The 2,403-nt window shown below is 29.4% G+C and carries 1 protein-coding gene and 1 pseudogene; one reads left to right on the top strand and one right to left on the bottom strand.

All coding sequences use genetic code 11. From position 1 onward, the window contains the following. A partial coding sequence (locus O3629_RS10070) for a helix-turn-helix domain-containing protein (RefSeq protein ID WP_371609140.1) occupies window positions 1-844 on the top strand: 844 nt, incomplete at its 5' end. A gap of 9 nt (window positions 845-853) precedes the next feature. Here O3629_RS10070 and O3629_RS10065 read toward each other — a convergent pair. Next, a pseudogene (locus tag O3629_RS10065) lies at window positions 854-2,403 on the bottom strand (ATP-binding cassette domain-containing protein); the annotation flags it as partial.

The following is a 2,403-nucleotide window of genomic DNA, read 5'->3' as shown; positions in this document are numbered from 1 at the left end:
TAGGAAAATAAGAGAAGAAAAGGGAATTTCTATTTCTTCATTAGCAGGTGCTGAAATTTCAAAATCTCAAATATCTAGATTTGAATTAGGAGAAACAGAGATTTCTGTCTTTAAGTTATTGTATCTTCTTGAAAGAATAGGAGTAACACTAGAGGAATTTCTGCTTATCTGTAATCATTATCAACCTTCGGATTTTAATACCTTAATAGCTTCTGTTAAACAGGCCGCATATAATGAAGATTCTCAAGCATTACTAGATATGGTAGAGAAAGAAATAGAACTTTTTCATAGGACAAATTCTCATTACCATAAATTAAATGCTATTTTCATTGAAAGTATTGTTTCGGGAATGGATAAGAATCATCAATTGAGTCGTCAAGACGCCTCTTATCTTACAAACTATTTATTTTCTGTTGAAAACTGGGGTTATTACGAAACGCTCATCCTTGGAAATTGCTGTCGTGTTCTATCTCCAGATTTATTATTTAGATATGCCAAAGAGGCGCTCAAAAAAGGGAAGTTGTATAGCTCTATACCTAAAAATAGACAATCTCTCATTCAACTACTTCTCAATTCTTTGATTATAATGATTGAGAACGACTTATATGAGGAATCTTTATTTTTAAAACAGGCTACGAAGAATATATTAGCGGATTCCACAGATTTTTTTGAACAAACTATTTTGCTGTATTTAGATGGATATTTGGAACTGAAATTCTATCATAATCAAAAATCACTTTTAAAAATCGAAGAAGCTTTAAAAATTTTCGAACTCTTCAATAAAACAATCTACAAAAATTACAAAGAATACTTTGAGAAACACATCATTCATTTAGTAGACTAGGCCATTTATCTATAGGGTAATAACGTGATCAAACTCTTCCAATATTTCTGGATTTTGATCATGAGTAATGACAATAACAATTGCATCTTTAATGGATAGAATGTAGTCCATCATTGCTTTGGCTTTTATTGGATCAAGGTTGCTTGTAGGTTCGTCAAAAATATATACAGAATATGGTTTGGCTAAAAACCTAGCTAAATCAATTCGTTGCTTTTCTCCTTCTGAAATGGTTTGATTTGATTGAGATAGACTCTTATTAAGGAAGTCTTCACTAAATCCTAAGGCTTTTCTTAATTTTTCAGTTAAATAAAGGTTTCTGGACAGTTTGATATTCTCTAGGATATTTCCTTCAATCAGAAAATCATTTTTTTTGCACAAATGCAATATCTTTATATAACTCCTCTGAGGGAATATCAATATTCTGTTTTCCGTTGATTTTTATTTCCCCATCATAAAGATTTTTGGAATAATAGTTTAGTATTAATTTTACTAAAGTTGTTTTCCCAGCTCCTGAAGCACCTATAATCGCATAGCGTTTGCCTTTTTTAAATTCATAGGAAAAATGATCAAATAATATTTTATTTTCAATTTCATAATGTAATTGGCTAATAGAAATGGTCGAAATGTTATCACAATCAATTGTCCTTGTTTTATGGAAAATTTCATGATTTGTCTCATATAAATTTTCTTGGATATTATCAATAATGGACTTGCTACTGCTGATTAAATTTTTATTGTAAAGAATAGATTGTAATGGAGCAAAAACACCGTTTAATAATTGAATACTTGCTACTAGTAATCCAATAGTCAGTAAGTTATTTCTTACAAAAAAGATACCAGCAACCATACAGGATAGTTGAGAGCCAAAACTTAGTAAAATTCCAGTAGTTGAAGCTAAGTCTTTTAAGAATTGATATGTTTTTCTGGACTCTTCAAATTCTAAACTGATTTCCTGAATTTTTTCTTGGGTCCAGCTTTGAATATTTAATAACTTAATTTGTTCAAAACCATTAATAAAGTTTGTCATTTTTGACAAATAGTGATTATTTTGTAGAGAATAATTATTTGTTGATTTAGTCATTAACTTTCCAGGAATTTGTGATAGAAAAATCGTTAGACTCGACAATAAAAGAAAGACTAATGCTAATCGCCATTCTATATAAATAATAGCAACCACACTCATGATAAGGCTCCCTAAATTTGCAATTAGAGAGATTTTAGGGATTAATAAATTTTCTTGAATAAGGTCACTGTTTTTGGTGATATTATTTAAGAAATCTGAATGGTTACGGTTGTCAATTTGGTTAAATTCACGCGATAAATAATGTAATAAGAGACGCCTTTTTAGATCTAAAATAACTTTTTTTACATATTGGTTTTTAAGATAGGAATAGGAACAAGAAATCAAGAACCACAGTAAAATCGAACTTACACAAATAGTGATATGAAAGAGTAATCCACTATTTGAATTAGATATACTATCAAGTATTCTTCCTAATTGGAGAGAGAAGAATGTCATTAAAAGAGCACTTGTCAGACTTAATAAAATAAGCAAGAAA

The organism is Streptococcus sp. 27098_8_12 (assembly GCF_041432115.1).
In the GTDB taxonomy this organism is placed as follows: domain Bacteria; phylum Bacillota; class Bacilli; order Lactobacillales; family Streptococcaceae; genus Streptococcus; species Streptococcus parasanguinis_V.
Note: the sequence above shows the minus strand (reverse complement) of the source record. Positions and strands in the feature narration are given on the sequence as shown.